Annotated in this window: 10 protein-coding genes; all 10 read left to right on the forward strand. The window is 39.3% G+C overall.

Annotated features, from left to right (window positions below; translation table 11 throughout):
* Positions 1 to 128 precede the first annotated feature (128 nt).
* The 10 genes from D9T12_RS05665 to D9T12_RS05710 all read left to right on the forward strand — a co-directional run bounded on the left by D9T12_RS05665 (position 129) and on the right by D9T12_RS05710 (position 13616).
* On the forward strand, positions 129 to 1979 hold the full coding sequence (locus D9T12_RS05665) for a DUF294 nucleotidyltransferase-like domain-containing protein (RefSeq protein ID WP_130537269.1): 1851 nt from the start codon (positions 129 to 131) through the stop codon (positions 1977 to 1979).
* Positions 1979 to 2650, forward strand: coding sequence for a 3'-5' exonuclease (locus D9T12_RS05670; RefSeq protein WP_130537270.1), 672 nt, complete (start codon positions 1979 to 1981; stop codon positions 2648 to 2650). Before D9T12_RS05665 ends, D9T12_RS05670 begins: the two co-directional genes overlap by 1 nt.
* Before the next feature lie 194 nt (positions 2651 to 2844).
* Positions 2845 to 3297: a ribosome maturation factor RimP gene (rimP, locus tag D9T12_RS05675; RefSeq protein ID WP_130537271.1), complete on the forward strand. Its 453-nt coding sequence runs from the start codon at positions 2845 to 2847 to the stop codon at positions 3295 to 3297.
* Between the two features lie 25 nt (positions 3298 to 3322).
* Complete coding sequence (gene nusA / locus D9T12_RS05680; protein WP_130537272.1) at positions 3323 to 4813, forward strand: transcription termination factor NusA; 1491 nt, start codon at positions 3323 to 3325, stop codon at positions 4811 to 4813.
* Positions 4814 to 4830: 17 nt separating this feature from the next.
* The gene (gene infB, locus D9T12_RS05685) at positions 4831 to 7299 is read left to right on the forward strand and encodes a translation initiation factor IF-2 (RefSeq protein WP_130537273.1); all 2469 of its coding nucleotides are present in this window, start codon (positions 4831 to 4833) and stop codon (positions 7297 to 7299) included.
* Positions 7300 to 7501: 202 nt separating this feature from the next.
* Positions 7502 to 7867 carry a 30S ribosome-binding factor RbfA gene (gene rbfA / locus D9T12_RS05690; RefSeq protein ID WP_130537274.1) on the forward strand — a complete coding sequence of 122 codons (366 nt, stop codon included), beginning with the start codon at positions 7502 to 7504 and terminating at the stop codon, positions 7865 to 7867.
* Between the two features lie 160 nt (positions 7868 to 8027).
* Positions 8028 to 8969 carry a tRNA pseudouridine(55) synthase TruB gene (gene truB / locus D9T12_RS05695; RefSeq protein WP_130537275.1) on the forward strand — a complete coding sequence of 314 codons (942 nt, stop codon included), beginning with the start codon at positions 8028 to 8030 and terminating at the stop codon, positions 8967 to 8969.
* Complete coding sequence (locus D9T12_RS05700; protein WP_130537276.1) at positions 8970 to 9836, forward strand: class I SAM-dependent methyltransferase; 867 nt, start codon at positions 8970 to 8972, stop codon at positions 9834 to 9836.
* 15 nt (positions 9837 to 9851) lie between these two features.
* Positions 9852 to 10340, forward strand: a complete 489-nt coding sequence (locus tag D9T12_RS05705) for a Crp/Fnr family transcriptional regulator (RefSeq protein ID WP_130537277.1) — start codon at positions 9852 to 9854, stop codon at positions 10338 to 10340.
* Between the two features lie 222 nt (positions 10341 to 10562).
* Positions 10563 to 13616 carry a bifunctional diguanylate cyclase/phosphodiesterase gene (locus tag D9T12_RS05710; RefSeq protein WP_130537278.1) on the forward strand — a complete coding sequence of 1018 codons (3054 nt, stop codon included), beginning with the start codon at positions 10563 to 10565 and terminating at the stop codon, positions 13614 to 13616.
* Position 13617 lies beyond the last annotated feature (1 nt).

Genomic DNA, 13617 nt, shown 5'->3' on the forward strand with positions numbered 1-13617 from the left:
CTTTACGTTTTTTCTAGTCTTAAAAAAGGGAGCTAAACAGTCGTTTAGCTCCCTTTTTTGTGCTCAATCATCTTAAATAATATTCGCTTGCAGTATGATTGAAATAGTTTCCATTAGGATTGTTAACTATGGCTTTGATACAGCAACGAGAATTTCTTTCTAAAATCACACCGTTTACCGAACTGCCTAACGATTTGTTAAATCAACTCGCTGATAGCATGGATATTGTCTACTTGCCCGAACGGACTGAAATCACTTTTCAAAACGAATTGGCGCTACTTTATATTTTGATTAAAGGAAAAGTTACGGAGTACCGTGATGAAGAAGTGACTTCTCATTACAGTGTGAGAGGTTTCTTTGGGGACAGCGCGATTCTTGAAAAGTCTCAAAGCCACGTCAAGTTCGTGGTGGATGAAGAGGCGATTGCCTATAAGTTACCGGCCGGTAAGTTTCTGCACGCTTTTAACGAGCACGAAGCTTTTGCAGATTTTTTTAATGCATCCATTGTTGAAAAACTTAATCGAATTCATGAAACCCAACAGACGGCCACTTCGACAGAAGTGATGATGGATACAGTAATCAGTGCGCCTATTCAGAAACTGGTTTCAGTTACTCAAAAGGCCAGTATTTTAGAAGCTACTCAGGCGATGACTGATGCGCGTTCAGATGCTTGTTTAGTTGAGTTTTCTGAAGGAGAGAGTGGAATTATTACTTCAACTGATATTTTGAAATTCGTCGCACTGGGTGAAACCGATAGAATTAATGCACCTAGTGGGGTGCAATCTATTTGTAACCGGCCGGTCTATTCTGTGCATGAATTTGATTATCTTTTTAACGCATTACTTAAAATGACTCGCTTTCAAATTGACCGTTTAGCGGTTCGTAGTGATTTAGGGTTTGTTGGTTTTTTGCATCAGAAGGATTTAATGAGTCTGTTTGCTAACCAATCCGGTTTGGTGTTAACAAAAGTCGAAAAATCAACCACGGTTGAGGATTTGATTGGTATTGGTGAGCAAGTTGATGCGATGGTGCATAATCTGAATCGTAAAGGGATTAAAACCCATTACATTGCCAAACTTGTCAATGAACTTCATCGAAAAATGATTGCCAAATTGGTTGAATTTATCCTACCTGAAACATTGCAGGAGAAAGTCTGTCTATTTGTTATGGGTTCAGAAGGCCGTTCAGAGCAAGTTATTCGTACCGATCAAGATAATGCGCTGATCTATGACAATGAGTTAAATGCTGAGCAATTGACGCAATTGCATGCGTTTACAAAAGCGTTTACGGAAAATCTCATGAAAATGGGATTTCCTCCCTGTCCGGGAAACATCATGCTCTCAAACCCTGAATGGTGCCAGAGTCAGGCCAGTTTTTCACAAACGGTAGAAGGATGGTTTGATGAAAGTACGGAAGGAAGCTTTATGAATGCAGCGATTTTATTTGATGCAGAGTTTGTCTTTGGTGAGTCGCACTGGTTAAATGACATAAAGCGTTTATTGATCCATCTAAATATTAAACATTCCAATTTCTTACGCCACTTTGCCATACAGTCTCTAAAGTTTAATACCCCTGTTGGCTTTTTTGGCGGCTTGATTGCTGATTCGGAATCAGGAATTGAAGTGATTGATATTAAAAAAGGTGGAATTTTTAGTATTGTGCATGGAATTCGATGTTACGCCCTCGAACTTGGGATTAAGGCGACTAATACACATTGGCGAATTAAAGCCTTAATGGATGCTGGGGTTTTCGAGCAAGAATTTGGTATCGAATTAGGGGAAACACTTAACTTTTTAAATACTCTTAGATTGGAGTCCATGTTGCATCAATTGGATTCAGGGGTTGAATTGCCCGACAATAAAATTCGTTTGGCGGAGTTAAGCCATATGCAACAAGACTTACTTAAACAAAGTTTTAATGTGGTTGATGTTTTTAAAAAACGACTTTCACATCATTTTGGTTTGAATGGAATGTTGTAATGAGTCTGATTGAACGAGGAATTACTTTTTTTCAAAAAAACCGTTTAAGCAAACAAAAACAAAAACTTAAGGGTGAAAGTTATGAATACTTATTTAATGTAATTCCTGATGAATTTGTCTGTTTTGATTGTGAAACCACAGGGCTTAATACGAAGAAAGACAAAATCATTACTCTCAGTGCCATTAAAGTTGTTGGTCACGAAGTGTTGACGAGCCAAAGTTTAAACTTAGTGATTAAACAAGAACGGAAAATCTCGGCTGACAGTATTGCAATTCATCAGATACGTAATTTGGATGTTGCCAATAGTTCGTTTATCTATTTAGATGAGTTTAGTGCAATTCAAGACTTTTTGGCTTTTATACAGGGACGCACACTCGTCGGATATTATTTGGATTTCGATGTGTCAATGGTTAATCGGGTGATTAAACCTGTGTTAGGGATTGATTTACCAAATCCACGCATCGAAACTTCGGCCATGTTTCATGAGTACACTCGACAAAAATATAAGCGTTCTTGTATTGAGCCAAATATCGACTTGTCTTTTTCGCATATATTGAAAACGTTGCAAATCCCGAACATGGGTCAACATGATGCCTATAATGATGCTTTGATGACCGCTTTTATCTTTGTAAAGTTAAAAAGGCTGTTAGCAGAGGGAAATAAACCTTAGAAATATGGCTGTTGCCTTGACAAAATGGCTTTTTTTCTTATAATTCAAGCCAGATTTTTTAAACATTCTTGAGATTTGTTAAATATCTAAATATTTAACGGGTGCTCAAATTTTAAAAAACCCCGTTTTTACGGGGTTTTTTGTTATTTAAATCCACAAAAATTTTCCACAAAATATTCGTTTGGATAGCGTCAGTGAGATTAGAAGAAAAACTTGAACAGCTTTTAGCGCCCACGATTGAGTCTATGGGCTTTGAATTGTGGGGTATTGAATATATACCGGCCGGTAAACATTCAACACTTCGTATTTATATTGAAAAAGAAGGCGGCGTAAATGTTGATGATTGCAGTGATGTAAGTCGTCAGGTAAGTGCCATTATGGATGTAGAAGACCCGATCAGCAGTGCCTACAACCTAGAAGTTTCCTCGCCTGGTATGGATCGTCAGCTATTCAAACCTGAGCAATTTATCCGCTACAAAGGTGAGCAGGTACAAATTCGCACCAGTATTGCCGTTTTAGGACGCAAGCGTTTCAAAGGACCAATGCTGACAGTCACAGAAGACGGTATCGAAGTGGAAGTGGATGCTGAACTTTACGAAATTCCATTTGATTTAATTGAAAAAGCCAACCTTGTGGCTGTGTTTTAGTCGATTTTAAAAGGCGTACAGAGAAATGAGTAGAAAGGATGTATTAGCGGTCGTTGAAATCATGGCCAATGAGAAAGGCGTTGATAAAGAAATTATTTTCGATGCTATTGAGACCGCACTGGCCACTGCAACTCGACGCAGTCATGATGACGAAATCGATGCGCGTGTAGAAATTAACCGTATTTCTGGTGATTACAAAACTTATCGTCGCTGGGAAGTTATTGAAGACGATGTTTATATTGAAGACAATGTTGGTTGGTATATTCGCCACATGGATGCAGTCGATGAAAAACCTGGTTCTGAGGTAGGTGAGTTCATCGAAGAAGAAATTGAATCGATTGATTTCGGACGTATTGGTGCCCAAACGGCCAAGCAAGTCATTATCCAAAAGGTTCGTGAAGCGGAACGTAAGAAAGTCGTAGAAGTTTATGAGAAGCGCATTGGTGAAATTCTTACAGGGCAAGTCAAGCGTGTCGATCGTGGAGATGTAATCCTCGATTTAGGTGATAACGTTGATGCCTTAATTCCACGTAATCAACTTGTTGGACGAGAAAATTTCCGTATGGGTGATCGTGTTCGCGCTTACTTACAAGAAGTTTCTTTCCGTCCACGTGGGCCTTTATTAACCATGTCACGTGCTTGTAACGAAATGTTGATAGAGTTATTTAAAATCGAAGTGCCTGAAATTTCAGATGATTTGATTGATGTGATGTCAGCTGCTCGCGATGTTGGTTTCCGTGCAAAAATCGCGGTTCGTGCAAATGACCCACGCTTAGACCCAATCGGTGCCTGTGTTGGTATGCGCGGTGGTCGTGTTCAAGCGGTGACTAATGAACTTAACGGTGAACGTATCGATATCATTATGTGGGATGCCAACGATGCACAATTTGTCATCAATGCAATGGCACCGGCAGAAGTAACAAACATCATGGTCGATGAAGATTCTCATACCATGGATATTGCTGTGGAAGATGAGCAATTGTCGCAAGCGATTGGTAAGAACGGGCAAAACGTTCGCCTTGCCTCTGAATTGACCGGTTGGGAACTCAATGTGATGACTCAATCAGATATGTCGGAAAAGCATGAATTAGAATCGCGTGACCAAATCAATATCTTCGTTAACGCATTGGATATTGATGATGAATTTGCTGAAGTCCTAGTTGGCGAAGGTTTTACAACCCTAGAAGAAGTGGCTTATGTTCCAGCTGCTGAAATGCTAGAAATTGACGGGTTTGATGAAGATCTTGTCACAGAATTAAAGCAACGTGCTAAGGATGCGTTATTAACGCAAGCGATTGCTGAAGAAGAAAAGGCGGCTCTAGCTGAGCCGGCTGAAGATTTGCTGAACCTTGAGGGCATGAATCCTGAAATGGCAAAAACTTTGGCGCAAAGTGGTGTGATAACTCAAGAAGATTTGGCCGAACTCGGCACTGATGAGTTATTAGAGCTTGTGGAGTTGGATGAAGCTGCTGCCGCAGAATTGATTTTGAAAGCACGCGCACCATGGTTTGAATAACATAAGGGAGAGGTTTAATGGCTCAAGTCACAATCAAAAAATTTGCAGAAACACTCAACCTTTCTGTTGAAAAACTTTTAACCCAATTGGATGAATCTGGGGTTAAAGGGAAAAAGTCGGATGATTCTATTACAGAAGATGAAAAATTAACCTTGTTGGGTTATTTGAAAAGTTTACATGGTGAGTCTGCTGAAGCACCGAAAAAAGTTACTTTACGTCGTAAACAAACACAAACACTGTCGACTGGTAAACGAAAAGTAAACGTTGAAGTGCGTAAAAAGCGTACTTACGTTAAGAAAGAAGAGCAAGTTGAACCCGAGGAGGTTCCGACAGAAGAACCTACCGAAGCACCAACTCCTGCTCCAACAACAGCACCTTCAGTAGATGCGAAAAAAGATGAAGTCATTGATGAGTCTTTGTTGAAACCGCATAATCAAGGTGAGAAACATGAAAAGCCTAAGGCTGATAAAGAACCGGTAGCAAAATCACCAGTAGATGTTGCTCCGCTTCCTCCAAAAGAGGATCACTCTAAGGCCGCTAAGAAATCGAAAGATAAAAAACATCAAGACAACCGTGAGCTGTCGGAACGTAAAGACAAGCCTAAAGGTAAAGCTGCGAAGAAATCTAAAGGCAGTTTTTTGGATGAAGGTCGCAATCGTATGCGTGGTAAAAACCGCCATAAGCCTGCAGCAAAAAATGATCATGCTTTCCAAAAACCAACCGCTCCTGTCATTAAGGAAGTTAAAGTTCCTGAAAGTATGACGCTTGCGGCATTAGCCGATGCAATGTCTGTGAAATCCGGTGAAATCATTAAATACATGATGATGGAATTGGGCACTATGGCGACGATCAATCAGGTTCTTGACCAAGAAACAGCTATTCTGATTGTCGAAGAAATGGGGCATAAAGCGGTTGCATTCACCGAAAAAACCATTGAAGACGAAGTCATGGATCAAGATTATGACGGTGCAACGATTAAACGTTCACCTGTCGTCACGATTATGGGGCACGTTGATCATGGTAAAACGTCTTTGCTTGACTACATTCGAAAAGCGAAGGTTGCGTCAGGAGAAGCCGGTGGTATCACTCAGCATATTGGTGCTTATCATGTCGATACAGACATGGGTGGTTTAACATTTATTGATACTCCTGGACACGCGGCCTTTACTGCAATGCGTGCTCGTGGTGCTGAAGTCACTGATGTTGTCGTTATTGTTGTTGCTGCGGATGATGGTGTCATGCCACAAACCAAAGAGGCGATTCAACATGCGAAAGCATCTGGAGTTGGTATTGTTGTTGCCGTAAACAAAATGGATAAGGAAACTGCTAACCCTGAACGTGTTAAGCAAGAGTTGGTGGCTGAAGAAGTTGTGCCGGAAGAATGGGGTGGTGATGTTCAGTTCATTCCAGTTTCTGCAAAAACTGGTATGGGTGTTGATGAACTTCTTGATGCTATTTCGCTTCAAGCAGAGATTCTAGAACTTGAAGCTCCGACAGAGGGGCCGGTAAAAGGTGTGGTAATTGAATCACGTCTTGATAAAGGTCGTGGTCCAGTTGCAACCGTTTTGGTACAGCAAGGAACTTTGAAAAAAGGTGATATTGCTCTGTGTGGTATGGAATACGGTCGTGTCCGTGCTCTGATTTCTGATACTGGCGAAACCATCACCGAAGCAGGCCCTTCAATTCCAGTTGAATTGCTAGGGATGTCTGGAGTGCCTGTGGCGGGTGACGAAATGATTACGGTTGAGAATGAGCGTAAAGCCCGTGAAGCAGCCATGTATCGTCAAGCGAAGAATAAAGAATTGAAGATTGCTCGTCAGCAAAAATCGAAACTGGACAACATGTTCAATAAGATGGCTGAAGGGGATATCCAAAACGTTAATATTATTCTAAAAGCGGACGTTCAAGGTTCGATTGAAGCGATTACAGATGCTTTGGTCAAGCTGTCAACAGAAGAAGTCAAAGTAAATGTTATTTCTTCTGCGGTAGGTGGAATCACAGAAACTGATGCTAACTTAGCCTTAGCTTCCGATGCGATTTTGGTAGGTTTCAATGTTCGTGCTGATGCTTCTGCAAAACGATTGATTGATTCTGAATCAATCGCGCTGAAATACTACAGCGTTATTTACGAGATTGTGGATGAAGTCAAACGCGCTATGGAAGGTAAAATGGCTCCAGACTTCCGTGAAGATATCGTGGGTGTTGCCGATGTACGTGATGTGTTTAAGGCACCTAAGATTGGCGCAATCGCTGGTTGTATGGTGACCGAAGGTACCGTGAAACGTAACAATCCAATCCGTGTTCTTCGTGAAAATGTTGTTATTTATGAAGGGACTTTAGAGTCGCTACGTCGCTTCAAAGACGATGTCAACGAAGTGCAGAAAGGTATGGAGTGTGGTATCGGGGTTAAGGATTACAACGATGTTCGAGTTGGTGATCAAATCGAGTGTTATGAACGTGTTGAAGTTAAGCGTACGCTAGATTAATCATACCTCTTACAAAACTCTACTATGGCGGGCTGTAAAGAATATTTTTCGCTTTGCCCTAGCGAGTTTTGTTTCAGTTAAGAGTTTAATCCTTAAATTAAGTACACCGTTACTTTATAATGCCTCATCAATTCGATGGGGCATTTTTGTTTTATAAGTGTTGTCCCAGAGTCGTCCTTTGAGGATACATACGAGGTAGTAAATGGCAAATTCTCCAATTAGTCGCCCAACTCGCGTGGCGCAAGAAGTTCGCAGAACACTCGCGCAACTTCTGGTTCAAGAAGCAAAAGACCCGCGTTTTCAAAAAATCACGATTACAGAGTGTCAGATTTCAAAAGATTTAAGTGTGGCTAAAGTTCACTTTTCATTGATGGGTCATAGCTCGGAAGATCCAGAGGTTGAATCGACTTTACAGGCACTAGAAAAAGCCCAAGGGTATTTTCGTTCTGAAATCGGTAAACGTTTAAATCTTCGTATTGTGCCGCAGATTCGTTTTTATTTTGATACCGTGCCTGAAAATGTTCAGCACATCGAAGATTTAATCAATAAGGCATTGAATAAAAACTAAATATTTCAGCCGTTCTAATGAATCACCAATCTTTTTGAAAAGACCGTGTAACCTCATCTATAAAGGTAAGGCACAGTCCATCCTTTGGACTGCACCACTTGTCAAACAGATTGATACTTCTTCTTTATTGGATTATTTGTAGCCTGACAATAGGAACCTTATGGCACAGTATCGCAACCCACCCAAACAAGATATTCATGGCATTGTCCTGTTAAATAAACCGGCCGGTGTTTCTTCCAATGGGATCTTACAAAAAGTGCGCCGTCTGTTTAATGCCAAAAAAGCTGGACATACAGGAGCTCTAGATCCTTTTGCCACAGGACTTCTACCGATTTGCTTAGGAGAGGCGACTAAAGTTTCCGGATTGCTTTTGGATTCGGATAAAGGCTATCGAGCGACTTTAAACCTAGGCGAGCAATCGGATACTGGAGACACTGAAGGTGAAATTATTTCCACACAGTTAGTGCCTGAATTAAGCGTTGAAAAAATAGAAGCAACCTTGGCCGATTTTATTGGAGATATTCAACAAATTCCGCCTATGTATTCGGCTTTGAAACACAACGGCAAACCGCTTTATTGGTATGCTCGACAAGGAATCGAAATTGACCGGCCGGCGAGAAATATTCATATCTTTTCATTAAAGCTTGTTTCATTTTCTCAAGAATCGAAAGGTACTGCGCAAATCGTATTTGATGTTTTGTGTTCAAAAGGCACATATGTTCGAACATTAGGCGAAGATATTGCTAAAGCAATCGGCACAGTTGGCCATTTAACCGCTTTACACCGAATTCAAAGTGGGTCTTTGCGTGCTGAACAAATGTTGACGATTGAACAAATTGAAGAAGCAATCACTTCAGGCAAGGGTGATGATATTCTTTGGCCGGTGGATTTGCCGCTAGAGCATTTGCAAAGAATTGATTTGGTTGAGGATCAAGCAAAGTGGTTACGAAATGGGGGGCAACTTCGGTTACCGAAACCAGAAACGGAGTTAGTTCGCTTTTATAATCCAGATGGGATTTGTTTGGGGGTCGGAGAATGGATGCCTGAACATGAACGTATTAAGCCAAAACGTTTGTTTAATCTTCCAGAGTTGGATAAATAAATGTCAGAAAAACTATACCAAAAAGCCGATGGAATTCTGGATTTAAGAAGCCGAGAGAGTTTTCTTTCCGGCCACTTAGTTGATTCGACCTGGATGGGTTTTGAGATGCTAGCGGAAAGTTTAAATCAATTACCTGCTGCGCCCGCGGTGTTATTTTTAGTGGGCGATAAACCTGAAATTGAAGAGGCGAGTATCTTTTTGGATGCCAAAGGCTATGAAGTGAATGGCTCTTTGGTAATCAATGAAAATACATTGGTTTTTTGGCAAAGGTCTTTGCAACAGGACTGGACTGAAGGAAAAGAGTCAAAGCAATTATGGCAGCCATCAAGAATTGTATTGGATTGGTTAGAAAATTATCGTAACGATTTAGATATTGAGCGTCCAACCGTATTAGATTTAGGATGCGGTGGAGGTCGTGATGCAGTGTTCTTGGCAAAACAAAAAATGTCGGTGACAGCCATCGACAATAAAGGCAATGTTCTTAAGCGTGCCAAGCAATTAGCACAAAGCTCAGGGGCTCAGGTGACATTTAAATGCTGTGATTTATCAAAGACAGTAAAAACTGAGAATGATGAATGTTTACCGGCCGGTAAGTTTGATGTGATTTTAGGCGTTCGTTTTTTAAATCGAGCCTTGCTTTCACAATTGAGCAATAAACTGTCACCCAATGGTTTTTTGCTGTGGGAAACCTTTGTTGATAATGGTGAATTTCTAGAATCCCCAAAAAACCCAAATTTTATTTTAAAAACAGGTGAGTTAGCCGAAGTTTTTAAAGACCTTAATATTATTACTGATAAAATACAAAAAATCTCGGATGGTCGCCCTGTGAACGCATTTATCGCACGGAAACCGGCCGGTAAAATTTAATAATTAGGAGTTCTTATGTTATCCATGAAACCCAAAGAGTTATTTGCTTTTTTCCAAGAGCATTCGATTTGTGAGTCATTGACTTTGAATGAAGTTGAAAAATTAATGCCGTATTTGCAGGAAAAAAACTACTCACAAAATGAAATTATTTCAGATATTGGTGAAGTGGGTGATGCGCTAGGTTTTATTTTGGAAGGTAAGGTGCAACTATTTGGCCCAGAAGATGATGTGGTTGTAGGTTCGCAAAAAGAAGGAACCTTAATCGGTGAAATGTCTTTCTTTGATCGTCAACCTCGCAATTTACGTATGCAAGCTTGCTGTAAAAAAGGCGTAAAATTCTTTATGTTAACGCGTCCTATGTACGACCGTCTTAAGGTTGAAGAGCCATTTATTGCGGTAAATATTTTAGAAAACGCGATTGTGAGCTTGGATAACTTAGTGCGCAATATGGGAGCCGATATTACTGCGCTAGAGCATTACATGCATGGTTATGGCCGCCAATAAAATTAAACGCATAAAAAACATTTATTCCTCTAAAACGTAAGCCTTGGTGATAAAAACAATCACCAGGGCTTTTTCATAGTTTTAAACCGGTTCTCTTGCACTTTATTTGTTCTAAGTTGGGTATTATTTTTGTATTCATGCTCGTTTTGTCTTGTGTAAGAATGTTAGTATGTATTTTTTTCGCTTTATTCAACCCCGTGAAGAATTGTAAAGAGAGTTTTTATGAAACCTCAAGATATTGAGTACAACGCACTGCTCGAGGCACTTAATGATGATTTTGCGATTGCAATTATTGATAAACATGGCAGGTTCATAAAAACCAACAGGCTGTTCAGTGAACTCTCAGAATATCCATCAGAAGAGTTGGCGGGTCAACACATCACGGTTATGTGTGAAGACGATAAATCAGCGAGTAAATGTCATCAAGAATATCAATACATTTTGGAAAAAGTACTTAGTGGCGAAGCGGTTACTAAAAACATAAAGCGAAAGACAAAAAACGGAAGCACCATTTATTTAAAGGTCAGCTATGAACCAATTAAAAATAGCCAGAGTGACGTTGTCAAGGTTCTGAAATTAGCGCAGGACATTACCCAGCAACATCAAAAAGACTTAGATACGAAAGGAAAACTTGAGGCTATTAATCAATCTCAAGCTGTTATTGAGTTTGATTTGAATGGAAATGTACTTCATGCAAACGAAAATTTTCTGGAATTAATGGGGTACGAACTCATTGAAATTGTCGGTCGACACCACAGTATTTTTATCATGGATGACTATAAAAATACACTTGATTATGCCGAGTTTTGGGACAAGTTGCGATCCGGGAAGTTTGTTTCCGGTGATTTTTTAAGAATCAATCGTGATAAAAAAATTGTGTGGATTCACGCTTCATACAATCCTATTTATGATGTTTCCGGTAATGTTGTGAAAATTTTAGAATTTGCTCATGATATTACGGACTCCAAAAGGCTTAATGACGAAAATAATGCCAAACTTCAGGCGATTGATAAGTCATTATTAACGATTGAATTTTCTCCGACTGGAATTATTCTGGATGCGAATAAAAATTTTTTGACAGCTACAGGTTACCAACGTGCCGAAGTTGTTGGTCAGCATCATCAAATGTTTGTATCGAAAGAGGAGGCTTTATCTCAAAAATATAGGGTTTTTTGGGATAAATTGCGCCAAGGTATTTTCCATTCAGGTGAATACACTCGCTATACAAAAGAAGGTCAAAAGGTTTGGTTGCGAGCTTCATATAACCCTGTGCTGGATTTTAATGGCAAAATTATTAAGATTGTTAAGTACGCCCAAAACGTCACCAATGAGCGTATTTCTACCTCTTATTTCCAAGAACAAATCACAGCAATCGACAAAAGTATTGCAATCATTGAATTCAACACCAGCGGCATCATTATCAATGCAAATCAAAATTTCTTGGAATTGGTCGATTATAAAAAATCTGAAATTATGGGTCGCCATCACAGCATATTCGTTGAAAGTGACTACGAAGGGAGTGCAGATTACCAAAATTTTTGGAAAAAACTCCGTTCGGGAGAATTTGATTCAGGAGAGTATTTACGAGTTGCTAAAAATGGTCGTCGAGTTTGGATTCAAGCCTCTTACAATCCAATTTATGATGCCGATGGTAAGATTTCAAAAATCATTAAATTTGCGCAAGATGTTACTAAGCAGAAACTTAACAGTCTTTATAGTTCAGAACAGCTGAATGCAATTAATAAAACACAAGGTGTTGTCGAATTTGATCTTAATGGAATTATCTTACAATCGAACTCGATTTTTTTAAAATCTATGGGGTATTCCGAAGCGGAAATTATTGGCAAACATCATAGTATTTTTGTTGATGACGATTATGCAACGTCTGATGAATATGAAGAGTTTTGGCAAACTCTGAGAGCCGGGAAGCATCTTTCGGGAAAATATTTACGTTACGGCAAAAACCATGAAAAAGTATGGATTCAAGCCGCTTATACACCGATTTTAGATTTAGATGGATTGCCGATAAAAATTGTTAAGTTTGCACAAGATATCACCGGATTCGAATCTGTAGTTGTGGATCAAGCAACAAATCTCTATAACCGAGAAAAATTATTACTCGATTTACAACCAAGTGAAACAAATAATTTAGCGTTGTTACAGCTCAGTAACTTCCACTCATTTCAAAGTTTTTATGGGAATGCGGATGCGACTAGGTTGCTAAAACTTTTTGCAACTCGCATTACCGATTTAATCGGCACTGACTTTGATTTGTATCGCACTTCGGAAAACACCTTCGCTATCATGAACAACTCATTAACCCAAGAGCAGTTTGTTGGTTATATCAAAAACCTAATTAACAGTTGCGAAAAAGGTAAAGCGATTAAGCTTAATGAGATTGAAGTCTTTCCTAATTTAACCTCTGCAGTCAGCTTTTCTAAAGAACCCTTAAAAAGCAGTGAGCTTACACTGAAATATTTAAAAAAGCAGAATAAGAGTTTTGAAATTTATTCAAAAGATCTCGGCATAGAGAAGCAGTTCGAAAATAATTTAGTATGGTTCAGTAAAATTAAAAAAGCCTTACAAGAAGATCGAATTCAGCCGTTTTATCAAGCTATTGTGAATAACAAAACAGGTAAAACCGAAAAATATGAATCTTTGGTTCGTTTGATTGAAGAAGACGGTACCGTCATTTCACCTTTCTATTTTTTGGGTATTGCGAAAGAGTCCAATCAGTACTCTGATATTACTAAACGTGTGATTAATAAAAGTTTTGCCTATTTTCAAAATACGGATTATGAGTTCTCCATTAATCTAGCGATTCAGGATATATTTAACGATGATGTCGTTGATTATTTATTCACTCAAATGCAGACTTATGGGATTGCAGACAGATTAGTCATTGAACTCGTCGAATCAGAAAAAATTGTTTCCTATGAACCGGTATTTGAGTTCATCACGAAACTCAAGCAGCAAGGAGCTAAAATTGCAATCGATGATTTCGGCTCAGGTTATAGCAATTTTGAATACATTGTTCAGATTCAGGCTGATTACGTTAAGATTGATGGCTCTATTGTAAAAAATATTTTGCACAGCGAAAGCTCAATGGCTGTCATGAAATCTATACTGGATTTTAGCCAAAAACTAGGGTTTAAAACCATTGCAGAATTTATTGCCGATGAAGCCTTGTATCAAAAAGTACAAGAGTTAGAGGTTGATTATTCTCAGGGTTTCCATTTGGGGATGCCAGTTCGATCACCGTTAGAAAACCAATAAA

This window comes from Thiomicrorhabdus indica (genome assembly GCF_004293625.1).
Taxonomy (GTDB): Bacteria; Pseudomonadota; Gammaproteobacteria; order Thiomicrospirales; family Thiomicrospiraceae; genus Thiomicrorhabdus; species Thiomicrorhabdus indica.

Coding starts and splice junctions, on each gene's coding strand:
- truB (WP_130537275.1), top strand. CDS start 8,028: ATGGCACAGTATCGCAACCCACCCAAACAAGATATTCATGGCATTGTC.
- rbfA (WP_130537274.1), top strand. CDS start 7,502: ATGGCAAATTCTCCAATTAGTCGCCCAACTCGCGTGGCGCAAGAAGTT.
- nusA (WP_130537272.1), top strand. CDS start 3,323: ATGAGTAGAAAGGATGTATTAGCGGTCGTTGAAATCATGGCCAATGAG.
- infB (WP_130537273.1), top strand. CDS start 4,831: ATGGCTCAAGTCACAATCAAAAAATTTGCAGAAACACTCAACCTTTCT.
- D9T12_RS05700 (WP_130537276.1), top strand. CDS start 8,970: ATGTCAGAAAAACTATACCAAAAAGCCGATGGAATTCTGGATTTAAGA.
- D9T12_RS05665 (WP_130537269.1), top strand. CDS start 129: ATGGCTTTGATACAGCAACGAGAATTTCTTTCTAAAATCACACCGTTT.
- D9T12_RS05710 (WP_130537278.1), top strand. CDS start 10,563: ATGAAACCTCAAGATATTGAGTACAACGCACTGCTCGAGGCACTTAAT.
- D9T12_RS05705 (WP_130537277.1), top strand. CDS start 9,852: ATGTTATCCATGAAACCCAAAGAGTTATTTGCTTTTTTCCAAGAGCAT.
- D9T12_RS05670 (WP_130537270.1), top strand. CDS start 1,979: ATGAGTCTGATTGAACGAGGAATTACTTTTTTTCAAAAAAACCGTTTA.